The organism is Bradyrhizobium sp. CCBAU 25338, assembly GCF_028128965.1.
GTDB classification, from domain to species: domain Bacteria; phylum Pseudomonadota; class Alphaproteobacteria; order Rhizobiales; family Xanthobacteraceae; genus Bradyrhizobium; species Bradyrhizobium liaoningense.
In genome coordinates, this window is sequence record NZ_LFKY01000043.1 from 413,721 (window position 1) to 435,887 (window position 22,167).

Genomic DNA, 22,167 nt, shown 5'->3' on the forward strand with positions numbered 1-22,167 from the left:
AATGACCACGACGCTGTACACCTCCGACCACGAATGGCTCGCGATCGACGGCGATACCGCCACGGTCGGCATCACCGACTACGCCCAGCAGCAGCTCGGCGACGTCGTGTTCGTCGAATTGCCCAAGGTCGGCCGGAGCTTGAAGAAGGCCGAAGCCGCCGCCGTCGTGGAATCGGTGAAGGCCGCCTCCGACGTCTACGCGCCTGTTACAGGCGAAGTGCTCGAGGCGAACGAGGCGCTTGCCGCCGAGCCGGCGCTGGTGAACTCGGATGCGCAAGGCAAAGCCTGGTTCTTCAAGATCAAGATTGCCGACAAGAGCGAACTCGGCGGCCTCATGGATGAAGCCGCCTACAAGGCCCATACGGCGTGAGATGAAGCGCGATCTTTCCACATCGCCATGGCCCGCGAAGGCGCAGGAGTATCGCAGATGAGGGCGTACGCGCGATGTCTCCACATCGTCATGGCCGGGCTTGTCCCGGCCATCCACGGCCTCCTCGCGGCACGAAGAACGTGGATGCCCGGGACAAGCCCGGGCATGACGAGTTTGTGGCACGGTGGTGCCGAAGGAACGTGATCCGCTTATGCGACTGCCCCTGAACTGAGGGGCGTGACGACGACAGATGACCTGAAGCGAGGACCCATGATGACCGCGCACCGCAAATCCAACGGCGATACCGCCGCCTCTTTCGTCCGCCGCCACATCGGCCCCTCGGCGCGCGACGTCACCGCAATGTTGGAGACCGTCGGCGCGAAAAGCGTGGACGCGCTGATGGCGGAGACGCTGCCGGCTTCAATCCGGCAGACCGCCCCGCTCGACCTCGGCAAGCCGCTCAGCGAAACCGAGGCGATCGCGCATATGGGCGAGCTCGCGCGTCAGAACCAGGTCTTCACCTCGCTGATCGGCCAAGGCTATTCCGGCACGATCCTGCCCGCGGTGATCCAGCGCAACATTCTGGAGAATCCGGCCTGGTACACGGCCTATACGCCCTACCAGCCCGAGATCAGCCAGGGCCGGCTGGAGGCGCTGTTCAACTTCCAGACCATGATCTGCGACCTCACCGGGCTCGACGTCGCCAACGCCTCGCTGCTCGACGAAGCCACCGCGGCGGCCGAAGCGATGGCGCTCGCGGAGCGGCACTCGCAGGTGAAGGCGAAGGCTTTCTTCGTCGACAAGGACGTCCATCCGCAGACGCTGGCCGTGATGCGGACCCGCGCCGAGCCGCTGGGCTGGACCCTGATCGTCGGCGATCCCCTCACCGATCTCGCTGAGACTGACGTGCTTGGTGCGCTGCTGCAATATCCGGGAACGTCGGGCGCATTGCGCGACCTCAGGCCTGCGATTGCGGCGCTGAAGGCCAAGGGCGCGCTTGCGATCGTTGCCGCTGACCTGCTGGCGCTGACGCTGCTGGCCTCACCCGGCGAGCTCGGAGCCGACATCGCGATCGGCTCGGCGCAGCGCTTCGGCGTGCCGATGGGCTATGGCGGACCGCACGCGGCCTATATGGCGGTGCGCGATGCGCTGAAGCGCTCGCTGCCCGGCCGCATCGTCGGCCTTTCCGTCGATTCCCGCGGCATGCCTGCCTACCGCCTCGCGCTGCAGACCCGCGAGCAGCACATCCGCCGCGAGAAGGCAACCTCCAACATCTGCACCGCGCAGGTGCTGCTCGCCGTGATCGCCTCGATGTATGCGGTCTATCACGGCCCCGAGGGGCTCTCGCAGATCGCGCGCAACGTCCACCGCCGCACCGCCGTGCTCGCGAGCGGCCTGCGCAAGCTCGGCTTTGCGCCGCAGTCCGAAAACTTCTTCGACACGCTCAGCATCGATGCCGGCGGCAGGCGCGCCGAGATCGTTGCGCGCGCCGCGGCCGAAAGGATCAATCTCGGCATCGGTGATGCGGCTCTGCGCATCGCGCTCGACGAGACCACGACGCCTGCGACGGTCGAAGCGGTCTGGCGCGCCTTCGGCGGCACATTCGCCTATGCCGAGATCGACGCCGGGACGCGCGAGGCGCTGCCGGAGACGTTGAAGCGCACCACCCCGTTCCTCACCCATCCGGTCTTCCACGCGCACCGCTCGGAGACCGAGATGCTGCGCTACATGCGCAAGCTCAGCGATCGCGACCTCGCGCTCGACCGCGCCATGATCCCGCTCGGCTCCTGCACCATGAAGCTGAACGCGACCACGGAGATGATGCCGCTGACCTGGCCGGAGTTCGCGACGCTGCACCCGTTCGTGCCGCGCGAGCAGGCCGCCGGCTATCACGCGCTGTTCGCGCGGCTGGAGAAGTGGCTGTGTGACATCACCGGCTATGACGCGATCTCGCTGCAGCCGAATTCGGGCGCGCAGGGCGAATATGCCGGGCTGCTGGCGATCCGCGGCTATCATGTCGCGCGCGGGCAGAGCCACCGCAAGATCTGCCTGATCCCCTCCTCCGCCCACGGCACCAACCCGGCCTCGGCCGCGATGGCCGGCATGGAGGTGGTGGTGGTCGCCTGCGAGAAGAACGGCGACGTCGACGTCAACGATCTCCGCGCCAAGGCCGAGAAGCATTCGAGCGACCTAGCCGCGGTCATGATCACCTATCCCTCGACCCACGGCGTGTTCGAGGAGCATATCCGCGAGATCTGCGACATCGTGCACGGCCATGGCGGCCAGGTGTATCTCGACGGCGCCAACCTCAACGCGCAGGTCGGCCTCAGCAGGCCCGGAGATTACGGTGCCGACGTCAGCCATCTCAACCTGCACAAGACCTTCTGCATCCCGCATGGCGGCGGCGGCCCCGGCATGGGCCCGATCGGCGTCAAGGCGCATCTCGCCCCGTTCCTGCCCGGTCACCCGGCAACACAAGGCGACGCTCCGGTCGGGCCGGTCTCGGCCGCGCCGTTCGGCTCAGCGTCGATCCTGACTATCTCCTACATCTACATCCTGATGATGGGCGGCGACGGCCTGAAGCGTGCCACCGAGATCGCGATCCTCAACGCCAACTACATCGCAGCGCGGCTCGATCCACACTTCCCGGTGCTCTACAAGAACGCCAGGGGACGCGTCGCACACGAGTGCATCGTCGACCCGCGTCCGCTGAAGACGACAAGCGGCGTCACCGTCGACGACATCGCGAAGCGCCTGATCGACTATGGCTTCCACGCTCCAACCATGAGCTTCCCGGTGCCGGGCACGCTGATGATCGAGCCGACCGAGTCGGAATCCAGGGCTGAGCTGGACCGATTCTGCGACGCCATGATCGCGATCCGAAAGGAGATCGCCGAGGTGGAGGCCGGCCGCTTCAAGATCGAGGCATCCCCGCTGCGTCACGCCCCGCACACGGTGCATGACATCGCGGATGACGATTGGAATCGCGCCTACAGCCGCAGCGAAGGCTGCTTCCCCGCGGGCAGCTCGCGCACCGACAAGTACTGGAGCCCGGTGGGCCGTGTCGACAACGTCTATGGCGACCGCAACCTGGTGTGCTCGTGCCCGCCGGTGAGCGACTACGCGGAAGCGGCCGAGTAAGGAATCGGTGGGTGGTGGGCAGGCGGCTGTGCGAAGCACGGTCCGCCGGCGCAACCCACCGCTTCAGCTTCCGCAGAGACGAACAGTGGTGGATTGCACCGGGCAATGGCTTCGCGCATCGCACGGCCAATCCGCTCTACGGCTTCGACCTAAAACGGAATGGCTTTAGGTTGAATCGATGACCGCGGCGGCTCGTTCACCTCTCCCGCTTGCGGGAGAGGTCGGCGCGAAGCGCCGGGTGAGGGCTTTTTCCTCTTGGGGAGTGTCCCATTGCAGAAACACCCTCTCCCCGGCCCTCTCCCGCAAGCGGGAGAGGGAGTGCACCTTTGAGGTAGCGGCGCGCCCCCCTCGCGCAAAACGAAACGGGCGCCGATGACGTCGGCAACTCAACGTCCTCAGCGCCCGCTCCTCGCGAAAAACTTTTCGTTGGTCGAGGCTTACTCGTCCGCCGGCTCCTCGCCGTCGGCGTCGCGCTCGGGGGTGCCGGCGAGAATCTGCTCGGCGATCAGGCCGGAGTTCTGGCGGATCGAGGTCTCGATCTTGGCGGTGATGTCGGGATTGGCCTTCAGGAATGCCTTCGAGTTCTCGCGGCCCTGGCCGAGGCGCTGGCTGTCATAGGAGAACCAGGCGCCGGACTTTTCGACGATGCCGGCCTTGACGCCGAGATCGAGGATCTCGCCCATCTTGGAGACGCCCTCGCCGTACATGATGTCGAACTCGACCTGCTTGAAGGGCGGCGCCAGCTTGTTCTTCACCACCTTGACACGCGTGGTGTTGCCGACCACCTCGTCGCGCTCCTTGATCGCGCCGATGCGGCGGATGTCGAGGCGGACGGAGGCGTAGAATTTCAACGCATTGCCGCCGGTCGTCGTTTCCGGCGAGCCGTACATCACACCGATCTTCATGCGGATCTGGTTGATGAAGATCACCATGGTGTTGGACTTGTTGATGGAGGCCGTCAGCTTGCGCAGCGCCTGGCTCATCAGACGGGCCTGCAAGCCCGGCAGCGCATCGCCCATCTCGCCTTCGAGCTCGGCCTTCGGCACCAGCGCCGCAACCGAATCGATCACCAGCACATCGACAGCGCCCGAGCGCACCAGCGTGTCGCAGATCTCCAGCGCCTGCTCGCCGGTGTCGGGCTGCGAGATCAGGAGCTCGTCGATGTTGACGCCGAGCTTGCGGGCATAGACCGGGTCGAGCGCGTGCTCGGCGTCGATGAAGGCGCAGATGCCGCCCTTCTTCTGCGCTTCCGCCACCGTATGCAGCGCCAGCGTGGTCTTGCCCGAGGATTCCGGCCCGTAGATCTCGACGATACGCCCCTTGGGCAGGCCGCCGATGCCGAGCGCGATGTCGAGCCCGAGCGAGCCGGAGGACACCGCCTCGATGTCCATGGACCGGTCGTTCTTGCCGAGCTTCATCACCGAGCCCTTGCCGAACTGGCGCTCGATCTGGGAGAGCGCGGCGGCCAGAGCTTTACTCTTGTCCATGGAAGATCCTTCGACGATACGCAAGGCAGTTGCGGACATTGGGTCGTGCTCCTTATGGCGAGGATTCGCGTGAGGGACAAACGTTGCGAGGCAGCTCGGCGATAAAAGCAATGTACCCCATTTGTTCCCGGTTCGCAATATGTTCTTTTGCGGATGCGGGTACTGACCGTATTTGACCCCCGCGTCCCAAGTTGGATTTGGAGGGGCTCAATTCGTCTTGGGGGCGAGTGGTCAAACTTGCTCAGATTCGGTCTGCCACAGGTGTTAACAAGAAACCGTCACCGCGCGGCCCTGGGCATTGATCGGTGACGAGAACGCCATCGCGGCGATCCCGCCTCATGCCTCTGGACGGAAGCTAGCGCCATGCACCTGCGACGCCGCATCAAACAAACCACATCCCTTGAAGAACGCCTTGTCACCGAGGCCCTGCGCCTGCGCGAGCAAGCCAAACTGCTTCCACCAGGCATTGAGCGGGAGCGTGCAATCCGCAAAGCCCGGCTGGCTGAAACCGGCTCGCACATCAGTGAGTGGCTGCGGTCGCCCGGTCTAAGGGCACCGACGTGAAAGGTAAGGCCGCCTCAGTGGGCAGCCTCTTTCATTGCAGGAGATTCAAAATCTCCTCGTCACCCCCAAGGGCTTCCTTGAGCTTCGCCAGACCGGCGGCATCCACCTTGGCCGTTATCTCGAGACGGTTTCCTGCCTGAAGAACGCTGATCTTTTCGGAAAGCCGCTGCGCACTTTCCCCGATCACGCTTTAGGCGTAGGATTCAAGTGATTTGAATCATAGGAGGGTGCAGCTTGACCGCGGTCCTCGTTTTTAAAATCACCACCGTTGCCTTGGGCGTCCTTTCTACAGTCTTCGCTTACACGCTCATTTTCAGCGTTTTTTGAAGAAAGGAACGCCGCCTCCGCCAGCGGCCTCTTTCAGAGATCCGTTTCATACTGCGCGCCGAAGATCGCAGGGCTGCAACGTGCCGTGCGCGCGCGGACCGGCAACGGCGATTGGTGGATTCGTTCGCTCCTGGTTCGGACGATTGGGTGCAGGCCGAAAGGCTGCTCGTCAATTGCCAAGATTCATTTCGGCTGCCCAATTCGCCTTGTGCGCACAACTGAACAGACGCGGATCCGTTTATGGATCCTAATAGATTCATCACCGCGCGGATCCTTGGCACTATCGGTGACGAGGTCGCCGATCGCGCTCCCGCCTTCCTCGCATGGATATGAGAGCGGCATGTTCAATCGGCGACGTTTCAAGCAGCAGCTGACCCTTCAAGACCGGCTTTCCGCATGGGTGAAGCAGGTCCAGCAGCAGGCTTCCCGGCTTCCACCGGGTGCCGAGCGAGACGCCCTCCTCAAGAAGGCCCGCCAGGCCGACGTCGCCAATCATCTGCACGACTGGGTCAAATCGCCCGGGCTTCAACCACCGAAATAGCGGGCATACGCCGTGTTGCTCTTCGAGCGCGAAGGCTGCCGCGCATCAAGAACGCGGCCGCTGCGCCGTCATGTTTCCGCAATCCTGCGGCACCGAACCTTTTTGCGGTCTCCGGCCTTCTCTGGGGATGGGACCGCAACTCCGGGGACCTCAGTCATGACGGACAACGACACGCAGCACGGTGCGATCAGACGCAATCCGCTGCTGGAGGCAGCGCAGAAGGAGATGGTGAAGTTCGAGCGCAAGGAAAACGAGTTCCGCAAGAAGGACCGTGAAGAGCGCGCCGCCGAGCTCCGCCTGCCCTTGAACGAGATCAAGATCCACTAGGCGCCTAAGGCCGGCTCCGGCGTGGGTCGAGGCCGTCCTCGATGCGGTAGCGGTCGCTGGTCCCTCGGCCCGGAGCCATCGCGATCTCGATCCGGCATCGCGCGCCGGGGCTGCACGGCCCCGCGAAGGCGCTGCGCGCAGCTTCAAGGTATCTAAATACTACTCATAACCTGTTGGCCGACCAATGAAATTTCAAAGCAGCCTACTGTGCATGGGGTTGTTTTCGACTTTTTGAATGTCGAGGCGTGCCCGGTACCATCCCCCGGATGGGCACTTGCCGCCGTCCCCGGCACCCAACCCCGTCTACAGCAGCGCCAGCAGCACCAGCCCAATCACCAGCACGACGAAGCCAGCCGCCGTCGCGGCGGCAAATGACCGCTCTACGTTATCCATGATGCCACCCCGTTGTCGGCGGGCCACGTTTCCCCCATGGCCACGCCGAACGGATAAAATCTTGCCGACGGGTGTGTCGGCAGTGGTGCGAACGGATGTCGAAATTGGGACGGGTGCGCGGTCAGTCTGCGGCCGTTCGAGCGCGACCTTCACGTGCCGAGCCTACGGGGCTTTTTCAAGCCTGCCGGCTGGCTCGCGGGTCCCTCTCCTCCCGGGTCAGGCGCAGCGAGAAGGCGCGGATCGCGGGTGCCGCCAGCAGCACGATGGGCAACATCGCAGCCCATGCGATCAGCCACGACACCATCCAGTGCCGAACGAAGATCATCGGGCTGCCTGCGGGCAAGCTGGCGATTCCCGCCGCGACCAGCGAGGTCAGTCCGGACTGGATGATGCCGAAGACGAAATGGGAATAGCGGCGGGGAATGCCAAGCATGAGGTATCCATGGGTGCTTGCCTCATCAGGCAAGCAAGGCACATGCCGTCACCTGGTCGGGATCTGGAAGCCTCGGCAGGAACCAGCATGCAGCCGCGCCTTGACCCCGTGCCCCAGGTGCAACCTGAACGGAGTTCAGGAACTCTGTTCATGGTCGGAGAACCACGGAGCGCGCGCGCCCATTTGCGCGCCGCAGCCCGCCAACGGTCCCGTGTAGTCCGTAGCCGCCCGGGATTGATCTGACGGTGGTTTGGGATTGGACTGCCCGCGCCCAGGGCCTTGGGGGGCGAGGCACCATGCGCGCGATCGGTGCCTGCCATGCCGCTCTATTTCTTTCGAATTCGCAACGGCCGTTATTCCGGCTGCGCCGACCAGGCGACGGAATTTGCCAATCGCGATGCGGCGTGGAAGGAGATGACCAGCGTCTGCGCCGACATGACCGCCGGCATTGCCCGCAAGCTCCAGGAGAATTCCGAATGGCAGATGGAGCTGCTGGACGAGGCCAAGGAGCCGGTGTTCCGGATCCGCATCGTTGCCGAAACCTTCGACTAGCAAGATTTTTCGGATCAGTCCGCGCTGGGCAGCCGCCGCATGGTGAACTCGATGTCGCCGCCGGGCAGTTCGCGCCAGGTCTCGACCGCACTCATGTAGCCGGCCTTGGGGTAGCGGGCGAAGAAGGCCTGCGCCCTTTCCCGCGCCGCCGCGCGCGGCAGCGTGAAGGTCTCGCGCAGATAGCCGTCGCCGGCCGCCTGGCCCGGCTTGCCGGCCATCCTGCGCCGACGCGCCATCCGCTCGGCGAGATCCCGCGGACGATCGGCCATGTCCTGCCCTCCTCTGCGCGCTACGCTCTCAGCCAAATGTAGGGCGCGGGCCGGATCAAGAGGAGTCCTGTCCGAAAGGCATCGTGTCGCCCCCGAACGGGGCTGCGGTCAGTTGGCGGCGGTGCCGCTCTTGGTCTTCTTCGGCGTACCGGTTACGGCCGATGCCTTCGGCCCTGCCGGCTGCTTCGGCGGATCGGCGCGCATGCCGCCCCAGGGATCGTTGGACGCCTTCGAATCCGGAATCTTCTTCAGCGTTTCCTTGTAGGCCTTATCGCGCTCGGCTTCGGCGGCCTTCTCCTCGGGGGTCTTGCTCGGGGCATCCTGCAGCAAATTGAGATTGGGCATTTGCGCGTAGGCAGGTCCCGCCAGCACGGCCAGCACCGCGGCCAAACGGAAAAGCTTCATCATCTACTCCTCGATCATCCATGGCGCGCGGATCGCCCGCGCCGTGTCATCCTCGTCTCAGCCTGGTCGCAACCTGGGGCCGCTCAAGGCCGCGTGGGCCCGCTAGAGCCGATCCGATCTGCACGATTTGGGGGCATGCAGCCAGTCGTCCCAGATCGGGCCGCATTTGGTGCACCCGCTCAGCGCGAGACCGAGCGCGACCATGCCAAAGACGAGGACACACCGACGCAACATCATCCACCCGTACCCAAGCAGGGCATCATACCGGGCCAAGTCAGGCAATTTCAAGCCGACGGGACCGGCGCGAGACCGGGTGACTTTGCCGCGCCGATGCGCGCACAATGAGGCGAAACATCCGGCAACACAGGAGAGCGCGACGCCAATGCAAATGCAGCCAGAAGCCGAGTTCGGCCTCGCCGACGCCCGCCGCATCCTGGGCGAGGTTTTTGCGCCCTGGGTCCAGGATCTCAACCTCGCGGTCGAGCGCATCGAGCACGCGCAGCCGGCAGACGTACCGGACTGGCAGCCGGGCGCGCTCCTGCGCATGCCGTTTTCGGAGCGGCTGTGCCGGAACGGCGGCGTGGTCTGCGGCCAGGCCCTGATGGCGCTTGCCGACACCGCCATGGTGATCGCGATCCTCGCTGCCAACCGCGGCTACCGCCCCATGACCACGGTCGACCAGACCACGCATTTCATGCGCGCGGTATCCTCAATGGACGTGCTGGCGGATGCGCGAGTGGTGCGGCTCGGGCGCACCATGAGCTTTGGCCGCGTCACGTTGCTCTCCGCCGCCGACAGCAAGCCGGTCGCGATGGTGTCGAGCGCGTTCGCGATGCTGCCGGGGTGAACGCTCTCCGCTTCAACGTCGTAAACAAAGTCTGAAGCGCTACGCAAGTAGCGCCAGTATTGAGTTTAGTTCAATGTAATTTCTATGCACTAATTCACAATCATCAGCAGGACTGACGCGGATGATCGAGAAGCGCGCATCGCAACGTCACCGTGTTTTCAAAGGTGGAACGATCACCTTCGAAAACGGCGGCATCGCTTGCACGGTGCGAAACATGTCGGCAGGCGGCGCGGCGATCGACCTGGACGCCCCCGTCATGTTGCCGCAATCGTTCAAGCTCTCGATCGCGCGCGACCGTTTCGCACGGCATTGTCGCACGGTCTGGCGCAGCAACAAGCGCGTCGGCCTCGCCTTCGTGTAGTCGTGCACACGGTGTGAAAGACCGTTCGCATCGTGCGCGCGATGCCGATCCATGTTCGCCCGATACGACGACGGAGTGCGAGCCCGGCCGAAATCAAGCTGGCAGGTCCGCAAGCCTCACTTCATTTCGGCTTCTTGGCAGGTTCGCTCGGGCGGGCGCCGCCCCACGGGTCGTACTTGTCCTTGGGCTCGGGAATGCGCTCAAGCGCCGCCTTGTAGGCCTTCTCGTCGACCTTGGGCGTGTTGTCCGCGGGCTTGGCTCCATCGTTAGGCTGGCGCCGGCCCTGCGCCTGCGCCGAGGCAGCCGTCAGTGCCAGGACCGCTGCCGCTATGACCAAAATCCTCATCGGTGCAATCCCCCTCATGTGGGGTACAAACTAGCCCGCAAACGCGGAATAGCAAACGCCCAGGGTTCTGCGCCTTCAGCAAGTTTTGATTGGCGCGGACTTCGTCGGATCGCATTCGTGCCTATTTGTCGGTCCGCAGGGGACCTTCACGGATGTTGCGGATTATTTCTCATGCAGCGCTGCTCGGTGGCGCGCTTGCGCTCGGTGCCTGCGGCTTTGCCGACAGCCGCGCACCGGTGCCGGAGTTCATGCGCATGAAGGAGGCGGAGCAGCCGCCGCCCGAAGCGCCTCCCGACGTCAAGCGCGTGGTGCGCGAGCAGATCGACGTCGTCTTTCTCGCAACGTCCTATCCGCGCGAGGTGCACGTCGCCCCGCCCCATCGTGAGCTACGAGGGCCGGGCTGGACGGCATGCGTCCGCGCGCAGCTCACCTCCGCGACCGGCGCGCCGCTCGGGGCTCAGACCTACATCGTGACGATATCAGGCGGAAAGGTCGTGGACCGCCGGCGGGCGGAAGCCGACGACATCTGCGGCACGGAGACTTACGAGCGGATCTAGCCGCGGCCTCGCCGATGGACGTCCGCTCGGTCGTTTTCGGACACGGTCATCGCATCAGACTCGCCCTGCAAAAATGGAGACGCTATAGCGGGCGCCATGCTCGACTTCGACGCCCACTACGATGCCCTCCGCCGCCGCGACGCAACGTTGGACGGCGTGATATTCGTCGCGGTGAGAACAACGGGCGTCTATTGTCGTCCCGTCTGCCCGGCGCGCACGCCACTCGCCCGCAACGTGACGTTTTATCGTAGCGCGGCCGCGGCCGAGCACGCCGGCTTCCGTCCTTGCCTGAGATGCCGCCCGGAAACAGCGCCGTTCTGTCCTGCATGGAAAGGCTCCAGAACGACCGTCGAACGCGCGCTGGCCCTCATCGAGAAGGGGGAGCTCGATCGCGGCGGCGTGGAGCGGCTGGCTGAACGGTTGGGAGTCGGCGCACGCCACCTGGCACGTCTGTTCGCCCAACATCTCGATGCGTCTCCACTGCAAGTGGCGCTGTCAATCTGTGTCCAGCGTGCCAAGCGGCTGCTTGATTCAAGCGGTCTTCCGATGGCAGCCGTCGCGGAACGCTCCGGTTTTTCGAGCACGCGGCGCATGAGCACCGCATTCACACGACTCTACGGCTGCCCGCCATCGACCTTCCGGAGAAAGGCCGAAGCTTCGCGAGTCCAACACAGGTGAGTGCGATGAGGAGATTCAGATGACCGCGAAGAGCTATGGAACGGTCGACGCCGAACGACAAAAGCAGATGAGTGGGTTGGAATTCGTCCAAGGCCTTGCTGACGGAACCCTACCTCTCAACACGATCGCCTAAACACTGGGTTATGATGTGGTGGAGGCTGAACTTGGTCGCGTCGTCGTCGCGATGGTCCCCACCGGCGCTCACCTCAATCCGGCAGGCACTGTGCATGGTGGTCTCACGGCCACCTTGCTCAGTTGCATGGGACTGGCGATCCAGTCGGCCCTCGACAAGGGCACCAGCCAGACCACGCTTGAGTTCAAGGTTTCGCTGCTGCGACCGATTACGCCGGAGACCGGCCGGATCACGGCCGAGGGCAAGGTTCTGAATTGCGGCCGCCGCATCGGAACGGCCGATGGACGCGTGATGGATGCCAAGGGCCGATTGCTCGCTCACGGCACGACCACGTGCCTCATCTTCCCGACTTGAGATCAAGGGAACAAGCCGCCCGACAAGGTGCCAGTTCCGGGAAAAACCAGCATCGCGGCGGGAACGATCACCGCCTCCCCTTCTTGTTACCGCCGAGGGCAGTCTCGGAGGAGGACATGATGAGGACGTTTACGATGGCGCTGCTGGCGGGCGTCGGTGCTTTGGCAGCCGTGTCGAGTGCGAAGGCTTCCGATATCTACACGACCAGCGAATACGCCAATCCGGATCTGGTCCAGCAGGTGCGGCTCGTCTGCGACGACGCCGGCCGCTGCTATCGCACGCGCGGCGGTTCACGCGTGATCGTACGCGATTCCTATAACTCGATGCCGCGCGAACGCTATTACGAGCGCCGGACCTATCATCGCGATTGGGACGACGGCCCGCGCGCCGGAGTCGGCATTCGCGCGCCCGGCGTGAGCGTCGGAGTCGGTGTCGACGACCGTTGGTAGTCGATCAAGGCTCAATGGGCGGGACCGGCGGAGACGAATCGCCGGTCCCGTTCGCACAGTCGTGTCAGGTGACCGGCGCTATACGGCGGCCGATTGCTGCTGGAACTGCTCGTAGGCCGCGATCGCATCCGCAGCGTACATCAGCGACGGCCCGCCTCCCATGTAGACGGCCATGCCGAGCGTTTCCTCGATCTCTTGGCGCGTCGTACCGAGCTTGACCAGCGCCTCGGTGTGAAAGCCGATGCAGCCGTCGCAATGCGCGGCGACGCCGAGCGCAAGCGCGATCAGCTCCTTGGTCTTCTTGTCCAGCGCGCCGTCGCGCGTAGCGGCCTGGGCGAGTACGGCAAATCCCTTCATGGTGTCGGGAATGTCGCTCCGCAGCTTCTTCAGGTTCGCCGAGATGTCCCTCGTGATGTCGACGTAGTTCTTGTCCATCGGTTCCTCGCTAGCTGGATCTGGCTGTGGTCGGAGCCGCCTCGCGCGGCGCGCGCAAGGCGATGTAGATCGCGGGAATCACCAGCACGGTGAGCAGCGTTGACGAGGCAAGCCCGAACAGGAGCGAGATCGCCAATCCCTGGAAAATCGGATCGAGCAGGATGGTTGCAGCCCCGATCATGGCCGCGAGCGCGGTGAGCAGGATCGGCTTGAAGCGGACGGCGCCGGCTTCCAGCACTACATCGCGCAGCGACTTGCCCTCGGCGCCGCTGTGCCGGATGAAGTCGACCAGCAGGATCGAGTTGCGCACGATGATGCCGGCCAGCGCGATGAAACCGATCATCGAGGTCGCGGTGAACGGCGCACCCAGCAGCCAGTGGCCGATCAGGATGCCGATCAGCGTCAGCGGGATCGGCGTCAGGATCACGAGCGGCAGACGGAAGCTCCTGAACTGGGCGACGACCAGCACGTAGATGCCGAGGATGGCTGCGCCGAAGGCCGCCCCCATGTCGCGGAAGGTCACCCAGGTGATTTCCCATTCGCCGTCCCACAACAGCGTCGGACGCGACTCGTCCGACGGCTGGCCGTGCAGGCTGATCGCAGGCTTCGGCAGCTTGCCCCAGTCATGGGCATCCACGCGATCGGCGACCGCGAGCATGCCGTAGAGCGGCGCCTCGAAGCGCCCGGCAAGCTCGGCCATCACCATGTCGGCGAAGCGGCCATCGCGGCGGAAGATCGTCGGCGAGCCCTCCTCCATGGTCGCCTTCACGACCTGTCCGAGCTCGACCACCGTCTTGCTGCCGGGCACGGTATTGGCCGGCACCGGCGTGGAGGCCAGAGCCTCGTCCCAGACCAGGTCGCGCTTTCCGAGATGCACCGCGATCTCGATCGGGTTGCGGTCCTCGCCGCGATGCGAATAGCCGATCGAGGTGCCGCCGAACAGCGTCTGGATGGTGTCATAGACGTCGCGCTGCTCGACGCCGAAGAATTCGAGCCGGTCCTGATCGATCGAGAGCCGCAGCCTCGGCCGCTTCTCGCCGACGGAATCGTCGATGTCGACGATGAACGGTACTTCCGCGAAGATCTTCTTGAGCTCGGCCGTGACCGCCCGGCGCGTGGTCGCATCGGGACCGTAGACCTCGGCGAGCAGCGTCGACAGCACCGGCGGGCCGGGCGGCACTTCGACCACCTTGATGCTGGTGCCCGTGGGCGGACCGAGCGCTTTCAGCTTCTCGCGCAGCTCGAGCGCGATCTCATGGCTCGCGCGCTTGCGCTCGCCGCGCGCAGTCAGGTTGATCTGCACTTCGCCGAACTCGGGCCTCTCCCGCAAGTAATAGTGCCGAACCAGGCCGTTGAAGTTGAACGGAGCCGGCGTGCCGGCATAGGATTGCAGCGAGGTGACCTCCGGCAATTGCCGCGCAATCTCGGCCGCGCCGAACAGCGTGCGCTCGGTCGCCTCCAGGCTCGCCCCTTCCGGCAGGTCGACGAGAACGGCGATCTCGGACTTGTTGTCAAACGGCAGAAGCTTGACGGTCACCGACTTGGTCGCAAACAGCGTCATCGACAGCAGCGTCGCGATGCCGACGCCGAGCAGGAATATCCAGGCAGACCGCTTGCTCCGCACGATCGGCGTGGCGAAGCGCCGGTAGAGCCGGCCGAGCCGGCCTTCATCGTGGCCCGCATGCGTCGACGCAATGTCGCCCTTCGGCGCGAGCTTGAGCATCAGCCAGGGCGCCACCACCATTGCCACGAAGAACGAGAACAGCATGGCAGCCGACGCATTGGCCGGGATCGGCGCCATATAGGGGCCCATCAGGCCCGACACGAACAGCATCGGCAACAGCGCCGCGACCACAGTCAACGTCGCCACGATGGTGGGGTTGCCGACCTCCGCCACCGCCTCGATGGTCGCCTGCAGGCGCGGCCGGCCGTCGCGCATGGCCCAGTGCCGCGCGATGTTCTCGACCACGACGATGGCGTCGTCGACGAGAATGCCGATCGAGAAGATCAGCGCGAACAGGCTGACGCGGTTGATGGTGTAGCCCATCAAATTGGCGGCGAACATCGTGAGCAGGATCGTCGTGGGAATCACGACGAAGGTCACCAGCGCCTCGCGCCATCCGATCGCGATCGCAATCAGCACGACGATCGAGATCGTTGCGAGCCCGAGATGGAACAGCAACTCGTTGGCCTTCTCGTTGGCGGTCTCGCCGTAGTCGCGGGTCACCGTCACCTGGACATCTTCGGGAATCAGGCGCGACTTCAATCCTTCGAGGCGCTCGGCGATGTTCTCGGACACGACGACCGCATTGGCGCCGGCCCGCTTGGCCAGCGCCACGCTGACGGCGGGCGTCCGCGTCCACTGTCCAGCTGCGTCGCGCGATTCCGTCCAGACGCGATGCTCGATGGTGCTCGGGCCGACGACGACGGAGGCGACGTCCTTGACGTAGACCGGCCGGCCGTCGCGGCTCGTGATGAGCAATAGTCCGATATCGGGAATGCCGGACAGCGTCTGCCCCGCAGCGACGCTCCGCACGATGCCGGCATCGCGGACCTGTCCCGCCAGGAACGAGCGATTGGCGTCCTTCACCTTCGCCACGAGCTGCTGCAGCGTGATGCCGAACAGCGACAGCTTCTCCGGATCAGGCTCGACCCGGATCTGTTGCGCCGCGCCGCCGGATATGTAGGTCAGGCCGATATCGTCGACCTTCATCAGCTCAGCGCGCAGCTTGTCAGCGAGCTCGTAGAGGTCCTTGTCGGTATAGCGGCTGGCAGCTTCCGGCTTCGGCGCCAGCGTCAACACCGTGACCGCGACGTCATTGATGCCCCGGCCGACGATCAGCGGCTCGGGAATACCCACGGGAATGCGGTCGAGATTGGCGCGGATCTTCTCGTGCACCCGCAGGATGGCATCCTCGAACTTGGTGCCGACCAGGAAGCGCGCAGTGACCATCACGCGGTCGTCCTCGGTCTGGCTATAGACGTGCTCGACGCCGTCGATGCCCTTGACGATCGACTCCAGCGGCTTGCTCACCAGCTCCACCGCGTCCGGTCCGCGCAGGCCGTCGGCATTGACGCGGATATCCACCATGGGAACGCTGATCTGCGGCTCCTCCTCGCGCGGGATCACCACGACGGCGATCAGCCCAACGACGAGCGACGCGAGCAGGAACAGCGGCGTCAGCGGCGATGCGATGGTCGACTTGGTCAACCGTCCTGAGAGCCCGAGATTCACGGCCGCACCAATTGGTCGCCGGCCGAAATGCCGGACAGGATCTCGAGCCCGTCGGGAAGCGCCGGCGTCGGCAGTTCGCGGCCACGCTGCACTGGCACGTCTATCGTTCCGCTGTCCTTCTGAAGCCGAACGTAGTCGATGCCGAACCTGGTCGTCACATAGCTCGAGGGGATGACAAAGGCCGGTCGCGCGCCGCCGGAGATCCAGACCCGCAAGCGGTCGCCGACGAAATATTCGCCGAGGCCCTCGACGGTCGCATCCGCGATGACGCGCCCCTCCTCGATTTGAGGATAAACGAGGTCAATGACGCCCGCCTTGGCGGCTTCTCCGACGAACTCCGCGCCGTCGATGCGAATCTTGTCGCCCGCCTTGAGGAAGCGCGCATGCCGCTCCGGCACGCGAAGCCGCAGCTTGAAGTTCTGTTGGGCGACGGTGACGATCGGATCGCCGGCGAGCACGACGGATCCTATCGTTATCAACCGCTTCAGCACGCGACCATCCGCCGGCGCCAGCACCTGCCCCTGGTTGAGCTGCTCGTTGATCACCGCACGTTCGGCAGTCTTGGCACGCAGGCCGTTCTCGGCGACGTTCAGCGCGGTGCGCTGCTCGTCGAGCTTGATCCGGGGCAGGATACCGCGTTCGACGAGCCCTTCGGTCCGGGTGAAGTCGAGCTGCGCCTGGTTCGCCTGCGCCTGCAGCGCCTCGATCTGCGCGTCGAGCGATTTCATCTGCAACACGAGCTTTTCGTCGCCGATGGCCGCGATTGCCTGGCCGGCGGCGACGCGATCCCCCTCCCTGACCTTGAGCTGAACCACCGTGCCGCCGATGCGTCCGCGCGCCGGCACCACGCTGGTGCTTTCGACCGTGGCGAAGACGGCCTTTTGATCGGCGATCGATTGCGGGGTTACCACGAGTGTTTCGGCTGCCGTGGCCGGTGTTCCAGACGAGCCGATCGCCGCGAAGGCGGCCAGCAGGCCTAGATATCTCATCATACATCGCATGGAACTTTTCCGTGTCATGATCAAAGCATCACCACGCCGCTGCGCAGCTCATTTCATCTGCATCGGAATGGGGCGTGTTGATCCTGCTCAAGGCGCCCTCACCCGAGCTATCCTAAGTTTCATTTTGTCCTTGAGGACCTCGGCGCGCAGAACGCCTGATAAAGCGTCTTCAGCACCTCGCGCGCCGGCTCGCTCGCGATCGAATAGAAGATCGTCTGCGCCTCGCGCCGGGCAGACACCAGTCCGTCCTTGCGAAGGAGCGCAAGATGTTGGGACACCGTGGAGTCCCGGAGGTTCAGGAATTCGGCGAGTTCGCCGACCGACCGCTCGCCATCGATCAGCTGGCAGATGATCAGCAGACGATGCCGGTTGGCCAGCGCCTTCAGCAGCTCGCTCGCCTGATCCGCCGCCCGCTCCATAACTTCAACGTTCATCTTCATACTTGCGTATATACGAAATTACGAATATATAGTCAAGCGCTGCACGACAGCCGGAACTGAACCGGCGGAGCGGCTTGACCCAACGGAGGTAACCCATGGCGGAAGTTGTCGTAATCGGTGCTGGTCTGAGCGGAACGCTGATGGCCTATGAATTGCTGCCGCAGTTGAGAAAGGAGGATCGCCTCAGCGTCGTCTCGCAAGGTGCCGTCTATCATTTCGTCCCATCCAATCCTTGGGTCGCAGTCGGCTGGCGCAAGCGCGAAGAGATCGAGATCGATCTCGCGGACGTCATGAAGCGCAAGGGCGTGCGACTGCTGACGCAGGGCGCAAGGCGCGTCCACCCGACCGAGAACCGTGTCGAGCTCGGCGACGGCACCTCGATCGACTACGACTACCTGGTCGTCGCGACCGGCCCCGAACTGGCGTTCGACGAGATTCCGGGTCTCGGTCCAAAAGGCCATACCCAGTCGATCTGCCACGTCGATCATGCCACGCATGCCCGTGAAGCCTTCGAGAAGCTCGCGGCGAACCCCGGCCCGGTCGTGATCGGCGCCGTGCAGGGCGCGTCCTGTTTCGGGCCGGCCTACGAATTCCTCTTCATCCTGGAGACGGAGCTGCGCCGGCGGAAGCTGCGCGACCGGGTCCCCATGACGTTCGTCACCTCGGAGCCGTATATCGGCCATCTCGGTCTCGACGGCGTCGGGGACACCAAGGGTCTTCTGGAAAGCGAGATGCGCGAGAAGCACATCAAGTGGATCACCAACGCACGCGTCGACAACGTCGCCCCCGGCCTGATGTCGGTGGAGGAGTTCGCCGACGACGGCACGTCTCGCAAGGCCCACGAGTTGCCATTCGCCTATTCGATGATGTTGCCCGCCTTCCGCGGCGTCGAGGCGGTGCGCGGCATCGAGAAACTGACCAACCCACGTGGCTTCGTCGTCGTCGACAAGCACCAGCAGAATCCCGCCTTTCCCAACGTTTTCGCGGTCGGTGTCTGCGTCGCGATCGCGCCGGTCGGCGCGACGCCGGTTCCGGTCGGCGTCCCCAAAACGGGCTTCATGATTGAATCCATGGTGACGGCGACGGCGATGAACATCGGCGCCCTGCTTCGCGGCAAGGCGCCCACGGCGCAACCGACCTGGAACGCGATCTGTCTCGCCGACTTCGGCGACTCCGGCGTCGCCTTCCTTGCGCAGCCGCAGATCCCGCCGCGAAACGTCAATTGGTCCTCCAAGGGAGAATGGGTGCACCTCGCCAAGGTGGCCTTCGAGAAATATTTCCTGCGCAAGATGCGGCGCGGCGAGAGCGAGCCGTTCTATGAGCGTTTCCTGCTCGACCGGCTGAACATCGCCAAGATCAAGGAGGTCCGAACCGGCACATGAACACGACACGCCAGATCGTCTGCGGCAGTTGCGGACGCATCAATCGCCTGCCTGCCGAACGCGCGGCGCAAGGTGCGCGTTGCGGCGCCTGTCACCAGCCGATGTTCACTGGTCATCCGATCGAGGTGGACGAGGACGCCTTCGGCCGCCATGTCGCCAACAGCGACATTCCCGTGCTGGTCGACGTCTGGGCACCGTGGTGCGGCCCGTGCCGCGCCATGGCACCGATGTTCGAGCGCGCCGCCCAGCAACTGGAGCCGAACGTCCGGCTGTTGAAGCTCAACTCGGACAACGCACCTGCACTCTCGTCGCGCCTCGACATCAGCGGCATCCCGACCCTGCTGTTGATGCGCGGCGGCCGCGAGATCGCCCGCCATTCCGGCGCGATGGATGCACGCAGCATCGTCGCCTGGACTGAATCCAACCTGACCCGTTCTTAAGTAGCCAGATAAAAAGGAGCCTGCCATGAATGTCGATAAAGCCGTTCTCGCCTTTGCGGGATTCGTCGTCCTGCTCGGTCTCGCACTGGGCACCTATGTGAATGCGTATTGGTACCTGCTGACGGCATTTGCCGGGCTGAACATGTTGCAGGCCTCGTTCACCGGCTTCTGCCCGGCAGCGATCGTGTTCAAGAAGCTGGGCCTGAGCAGCGGTTGCGCGTTCTCCTGAACGCACAATCCAGCCTGTGATGCGGGGGAACTTGCCATGACCGACGACACCTTCATCGAGGGACCCCTCTACGAGAAGCGGAGGAAGGTCTATCCACAGTCGGTCCACGGCCCTTTCCGCCGCATCAAATGGGCGATCCTCTGCGTCACGCTCGGGACCTATTATCTGTTGCCGTTCGTACGCTGGAATCGCGGACGTGGCCTGCCCGACCAGGCCGTGCTGATCGACTTCCCGCATCGGCGCTTCTACTTCTTCTTCATCGAGCTGTGGCCGCAGGAGGTCTACTATTTCACCGGCCTGCTGATCATCGCGGCCATGACGCTGTTCCTGATGAACGCAGTCGCCGGCCGGCTGTGGTGCGGCTACCTGTGTCCGCAAACCGTATGGACCGACCTGTTCTATGCGGTCGAGCGCTGGGTCGAAGGCGACCGGCGCGAGCGCATGCAGGGCGACAAGCGTTACTGGACGTTCGATCACATCCGGAAGGTCGCACTCAAGCACTTCCTCTGGATCATGATCGCATGGTGGACCGGCGGCGCCTGGGTGCTGTATTTCGCAGACGCACCGACGCTGGTGAAGGAGCTCGCGACCTTCCAGGCGCCCTTCATCGCGTATCTCTGGATCGGCATTCTCACCGCCACCACCTACGTCTTCGCCGGCCACGCCCGCGAACAGATGTGCATCTATATGTGCCCGTGGCCGCGGATCCAGGCGGCGCTGACCGACGAATGGGCGCTCAACGTCACCTATCGCCGCGACCGCGGCGAGCCGCGCATGTCGGTGAAGAAGGCGGATGCCGCGCGCGCCCATGGTGATCTGGCCGGCGACTGCGTCGACTGCCATCAGTGTATCAACGTCTGTCCGACCGGCGTCGACATCCGCCATGGCATCCAGCTTGGCTGCATTCAATGCGGCCTTTGCATCGACGCCTGCGACAACGTCATGCGCGAGATCGGCCGGCCCGCGGGCCTGATCGGCTACGACACCGACATCAACATGCAGCGCCGGCGCGAAGGCAAGCCGCCGATCTACCGCGTCGTCCGTCCGCGCACCCTGGTCTACGCCGCAGCCATCGCCATCGTCGGCAGCATCATGCTGTACACGCTCGCCACGCGCGCGACGATGGACGTCAACGTGCTGCACGAGCGCAATCCGCTGTTCGTCCAGCTCTCGGATGGAGGTGTCCGCAACGACTACACCGTCCGCATCCTCAACAAGGGCCCGCAACGATCGTTCGCGATCGAAGTCTCGGGCCTGCCCGGCGCGACCCTTCGCGTTGCGGGCATCGCGCCGAGTTCCGACGGCAAGTCCGTGGTCGAGGTCGGTCAGGATCAGACCGGCGAAGTCCGGCTGTCGGTGCAGGTCGGCCCGGCCGATCTGCCGAAGGCCTCGCGCGACATCGATATCGCCATCACCGACACGGTCAGCGGCGAGCGCGCTGCTGCCCGTGACCATTTCGTCCCGGGTGACAAATAGCCACCGGTTGGACATCGCCGGCACAGGGGAGGAATGGAGGGTCAAGCCGCTACGACCGGAACCGGAGACGCCAGGCGCTCCGCCAACTCAAGCGAACAGCCGCTGATCCAGCGCCATCGCAGGTCGGGTCGGAATGGCATCACAGTCCCGCACTTCATTCGTGATCACCTTGAAGTGCACGAGTTCCGCTTGGCCAAAGGCAGTCGAAATGGCGACGTCGGCTGCATCCCTGCCGCGCGCGATCACGACGCGGCCGATGCGGGGATGATTGTGCCGTGCATCGAACGTGTACCAACGCCCGCCGATGTAGGCTTCGAACCAGGCGCTGAAATCCATCGGCGCCGGGTCCGGCGGCACGCCGATATCGCCGAGGTAACCGGTACAGTAACGGGCCGGGATGTTCATGCAGCGACACAAGGTGACGGCCAGGTGCGCGAAGTCCCTGCAAACTCCGATACGCTCCTGGTGGCCTTCGGAAGCCGTCCGGTCGCTTCGTGCGAATTGATAGCCAAACTTGATATGGCCGTGAACGTAGTCGCAGATCGCCTGGACGCGGCGCCAGCCGCCGCTGATGTGACCGAACGTCGACCACGCCAGATCCGTCAGCCGCTGGGTGTCGCAATAGCGACTGCCGAGAAGATACACCAGCGCTTCGTCGGGAAGCCGGTCCAACGGAATCTGTTCGGCATGAGGCACAACCTCGTCGGGCAACCCGCCATCCTCGATGATGAACTCGTTTCGAATGTTGATCTGACCGACAGGGGCGACGAGCCGCGTGCAGATGTTGCCGAACCAATCCTCGTAGTCCCTGAGCGCAACGTTCGGCGACACCCGGATGGCATGGTCGGTCAGAAGGTCGCCTTGCCTTGACGGATGAACGGTCAGCATCAGGACCATCGGCACATCCTGAAAACAGTTGAACGCAATGTCGTAGCCTGCCCGGATCCTCAAGATCGTGTCCTCTCGCATCGCCATTGATGTCGATCGACAAGCTC

The 22,167-nt window shown here is 64.3% G+C and carries 27 protein-coding genes; 17 read left to right on the top strand and 10 right to left on the bottom strand.

Translation table 11 applies throughout. The features are described from left to right. The first annotated feature begins 1 nt into the window (after position 1). The gene (gene gcvH, locus ACM42_RS35630; protein WP_028178850.1) at positions 2–370 is read left to right on the top strand and encodes a glycine cleavage system protein GcvH; all 369 of its coding nucleotides are present in this window, start codon (positions 2–4) and stop codon (positions 368–370) included. A gap of 273 nt (positions 371–643) precedes the next feature. Next, a complete protein-coding gene (gene gcvP / locus ACM42_RS35635; protein ID WP_271533710.1) occupies positions 644–3,511 on the top strand; it encodes an aminomethyl-transferring glycine dehydrogenase in 2,868 nt (955 codons plus the stop codon). A 437-nt stretch (positions 3,512–3,948) separates the two neighbouring features. Here the strand turns inward: gcvP and recA are convergent, their stop codons facing one another. Further along, positions 3,949–5,037: a recombinase RecA gene (gene recA / locus ACM42_RS35640; RefSeq protein WP_028142816.1), complete on the bottom strand. Its 1,089-nt coding sequence runs from the start codon at positions 5,035–5,037 to the stop codon at positions 3,949–3,951. Between the two features lie 324 nt (positions 5,038–5,361). Between recA and ACM42_RS35645 the strand changes: the two genes are divergently transcribed. The 4 genes from ACM42_RS35645 to ACM42_RS35660 all read left to right on the top strand — a co-directional run bounded on the left by ACM42_RS35645 (position 5,362) and on the right by ACM42_RS35660 (position 6,757). Then, positions 5,362–5,562 (top strand): hypothetical protein, encoded by a 201-nt coding sequence (locus ACM42_RS35645; RefSeq protein WP_271533035.1) that lies wholly within the window; start codon positions 5,362–5,364, stop codon positions 5,560–5,562. A 34-nt stretch (positions 5,563–5,596) separates the two neighbouring features. Next, a complete protein-coding gene (locus ACM42_RS35650; RefSeq protein ID WP_271533037.1) occupies positions 5,597–5,773 on the top strand; it encodes a hypothetical protein in 177 nt (58 codons plus the stop codon). A 456-nt stretch (positions 5,774–6,229) separates the two neighbouring features. Then, positions 6,230–6,430 (top strand): hypothetical protein, encoded by a 201-nt coding sequence (locus ACM42_RS35655; RefSeq protein WP_271533039.1) that lies wholly within the window; start codon positions 6,230–6,232, stop codon positions 6,428–6,430. A 156-nt stretch (positions 6,431–6,586) separates the two neighbouring features. Then, positions 6,587–6,757, top strand: a complete 171-nt coding sequence (locus ACM42_RS35660; protein WP_271533041.1) for a hypothetical protein — start codon at positions 6,587–6,589, stop codon at positions 6,755–6,757. 568 nt (positions 6,758–7,325) lie between these two features. On the opposite strand, the gene ACM42_RS35665 is transcribed toward ACM42_RS35660, so the two are convergent. Further along, positions 7,326–7,583, bottom strand: a complete 258-nt coding sequence (locus ACM42_RS35665) for a DUF2798 domain-containing protein (protein WP_239625028.1) — start codon at positions 7,581–7,583, stop codon at positions 7,326–7,328. 318 nt (positions 7,584–7,901) lie between these two features. Between ACM42_RS35665 and ACM42_RS35670 the strand changes: the two genes are divergently transcribed. Then, positions 7,902–8,135, top strand: a complete 234-nt coding sequence (locus tag ACM42_RS35670) for a DUF6894 family protein (protein ID WP_035680900.1) — start codon at positions 7,902–7,904, stop codon at positions 8,133–8,135. 14 nt (positions 8,136–8,149) lie between these two features. Here ACM42_RS35670 and ACM42_RS35675 read toward each other — a convergent pair whose 3' ends face one another. Beyond that, positions 8,150–8,404: a hypothetical protein gene (locus ACM42_RS35675; RefSeq protein WP_271533045.1), complete on the bottom strand. Its 255-nt coding sequence runs from the start codon at positions 8,402–8,404 to the stop codon at positions 8,150–8,152. Positions 8,405–8,512: 108 nt separating this feature from the next. Then, on the bottom strand, positions 8,513–8,809 hold the full coding sequence (locus ACM42_RS35680; RefSeq protein WP_271533712.1) for a hypothetical protein: 297 nt from the start codon (positions 8,807–8,809) through the stop codon (positions 8,513–8,515). 382 nt (positions 8,810–9,191) lie between these two features. Between ACM42_RS35680 and ACM42_RS35685 the strand changes: the two genes are divergently transcribed. Continuing rightward, positions 9,192–9,656, top strand: coding sequence for a PaaI family thioesterase (locus tag ACM42_RS35685; RefSeq protein ID WP_028181100.1), 465 nt, complete (start codon positions 9,192–9,194; stop codon positions 9,654–9,656). A gap of 121 nt (positions 9,657–9,777) precedes the next feature. After that, the gene (locus ACM42_RS35690; protein ID WP_271533047.1) at positions 9,778–10,017 is read left to right on the top strand and encodes a PilZ domain-containing protein; all 240 of its coding nucleotides are present in this window, start codon (positions 9,778–9,780) and stop codon (positions 10,015–10,017) included. Between the two features lie 121 nt (positions 10,018–10,138). On the opposite strand, the gene ACM42_RS35695 is transcribed toward ACM42_RS35690, so the two are convergent. Beyond that, positions 10,139–10,363 (bottom strand): hypothetical protein, encoded by a 225-nt coding sequence (locus tag ACM42_RS35695; protein ID WP_028181098.1) that lies wholly within the window; start codon positions 10,361–10,363, stop codon positions 10,139–10,141. Positions 10,364–10,515: 152 nt separating this feature from the next. Here ACM42_RS35695 and ACM42_RS35700 point away from each other — a divergent pair, with 152 nt between their 5' ends. From ACM42_RS35700 to ACM42_RS35715, 4 genes are all read left to right on the top strand, one after another. After that, positions 10,516–10,920 carry a hypothetical protein gene (locus ACM42_RS35700; protein WP_271533048.1) on the top strand — a complete coding sequence of 135 codons (405 nt, stop codon included), beginning with the start codon at positions 10,516–10,518 and terminating at the stop codon, positions 10,918–10,920. Between the two features lie 96 nt (positions 10,921–11,016). Further along, positions 11,017–11,598, top strand: a complete 582-nt coding sequence (locus ACM42_RS35705; RefSeq protein WP_271533050.1) for a bifunctional transcriptional activator/DNA repair enzyme AdaA — start codon at positions 11,017–11,019, stop codon at positions 11,596–11,598. A gap of 136 nt (positions 11,599–11,734) precedes the next feature. Beyond that, positions 11,735–12,085 (top strand): PaaI family thioesterase, encoded by a 351-nt coding sequence (locus tag ACM42_RS35710; protein ID WP_333922794.1) that lies wholly within the window; start codon positions 11,735–11,737, stop codon positions 12,083–12,085. A 116-nt stretch (positions 12,086–12,201) separates the two neighbouring features. Then, on the top strand, positions 12,202–12,534 hold the full coding sequence (locus ACM42_RS35715) for a hypothetical protein (RefSeq protein ID WP_271533054.1): 333 nt from the start codon (positions 12,202–12,204) through the stop codon (positions 12,532–12,534). Between the two features lie 78 nt (positions 12,535–12,612). On the opposite strand, the gene ACM42_RS35720 is transcribed toward ACM42_RS35715, so the two are convergent. The 4 genes from ACM42_RS35720 to ACM42_RS35735 all read right to left on the bottom strand — a co-directional run bounded on the left by ACM42_RS35720 (position 12,613) and on the right by ACM42_RS35735 (position 17,624). Then, a complete protein-coding gene (locus ACM42_RS35720) occupies positions 12,613–12,969 on the bottom strand; it encodes a carboxymuconolactone decarboxylase family protein (RefSeq protein ID WP_271533056.1) in 357 nt (118 codons plus the stop codon). A gap of 10 nt (positions 12,970–12,979) precedes the next feature. Continuing rightward, positions 12,980–16,204, bottom strand: a complete 3,225-nt coding sequence (locus tag ACM42_RS35725) for an efflux RND transporter permease subunit (RefSeq protein ID WP_271533058.1) — start codon at positions 16,202–16,204, stop codon at positions 12,980–12,982. Beyond that, complete coding sequence (locus ACM42_RS35730; RefSeq protein ID WP_271533714.1) at positions 16,201–17,193, bottom strand: efflux RND transporter periplasmic adaptor subunit; 993 nt, start codon at positions 17,191–17,193, stop codon at positions 16,201–16,203. Before ACM42_RS35730 ends, ACM42_RS35725 begins: the two co-directional genes overlap by 4 nt. A 131-nt stretch (positions 17,194–17,324) precedes the next feature. Then, on the bottom strand, positions 17,325–17,624 hold the full coding sequence (locus ACM42_RS35735) for an ArsR/SmtB family transcription factor (protein WP_442868970.1): 300 nt from the start codon (positions 17,622–17,624) through the stop codon (positions 17,325–17,327). 116 nt (positions 17,625–17,740) lie between these two features. Between ACM42_RS35735 and ACM42_RS35740 the strand changes: the two genes are divergently transcribed. The 4 genes from ACM42_RS35740 to ccoG are packed head-to-tail and all read left to right on the top strand — an operon-like array spanning position 17,741 to position 21,172. Continuing rightward, the gene (locus tag ACM42_RS35740; protein ID WP_271533062.1) at positions 17,741–19,027 is read left to right on the top strand and encodes an NAD(P)/FAD-dependent oxidoreductase; all 1,287 of its coding nucleotides are present in this window, start codon (positions 17,741–17,743) and stop codon (positions 19,025–19,027) included. After that, complete coding sequence (gene trxC, locus ACM42_RS35745; RefSeq protein WP_271533064.1) at positions 19,024–19,467, top strand: thioredoxin TrxC; 444 nt, start codon at positions 19,024–19,026, stop codon at positions 19,465–19,467. The genes ACM42_RS35740 and trxC overlap by 4 nt, the downstream gene beginning before the upstream one ends. A gap of 25 nt (positions 19,468–19,492) precedes the next feature. Then, positions 19,493–19,696, top strand: coding sequence for a YgaP family membrane protein (locus ACM42_RS35750; protein WP_011088520.1), 204 nt, complete (start codon positions 19,493–19,495; stop codon positions 19,694–19,696). Positions 19,697–19,732: 36 nt separating this feature from the next. Continuing rightward, positions 19,733–21,172 (top strand): cytochrome c oxidase accessory protein CcoG, encoded by a 1,440-nt coding sequence (gene ccoG / locus ACM42_RS35755; RefSeq protein ID WP_271533074.1) that lies wholly within the window; start codon positions 19,733–19,735, stop codon positions 21,170–21,172. Between the two features lie 87 nt (positions 21,173–21,259). Here the strand turns inward: ccoG and ACM42_RS35760 are convergent, their stop codons facing one another. Beyond that, positions 21,260–22,123: a transglutaminase-like domain-containing protein gene (locus tag ACM42_RS35760; protein WP_271533717.1), complete on the bottom strand. Its 864-nt coding sequence runs from the start codon at positions 22,121–22,123 to the stop codon at positions 21,260–21,262. Positions 22,124–22,167: the final 44 nt, after the last annotated feature.